We start from the raw sequence: 234 nt of genomic DNA, 5'->3' as shown, positions 1-234 counted from the left end.
TGGCGGTGGTGGGGCAGGCGGACCGCGGCGCGGTCTCGGTCTATGCCCGGAACAAGGATTACCACGACCTGGTCAAGAAGCGGCTGAAGCGGCTGGCGCGCTGGCTGATCTCTGAGGCCGGGGAAGGCTGCGAAGTGAAGGTCTTTGTCGACACCGCGCCGGTGCCTGAGAAGGCGCTGGGCATGGCGGCTGGCCTGGGCTGGCAGGGCAAGCACAGCAACCTAGTGAGCCGGG

Annotated in this window: 1 protein-coding gene; it reads left to right on the top strand. The window is 67.9% G+C overall.

The genetic code is table 11. The features are described 5' to 3' along the window. The coding region (locus tag RA19_RS25325; protein ID WP_039168695.1) for a QueG-associated DUF1730 domain-containing protein at positions 1–234 on the top strand (234 nt) is incomplete at both ends.

Origin of the sequence: Leisingera sp. ANG-M1, from assembly GCF_000813745.1 — a bacterium.
In the GTDB taxonomy this organism is placed as follows: domain Bacteria; phylum Pseudomonadota; class Alphaproteobacteria; order Rhodobacterales; family Rhodobacteraceae; genus Leisingera.
The sequence above is the reverse complement of the archived record's forward strand: the minus strand, read 5'-3'. Positions and strand labels throughout refer to the sequence as shown.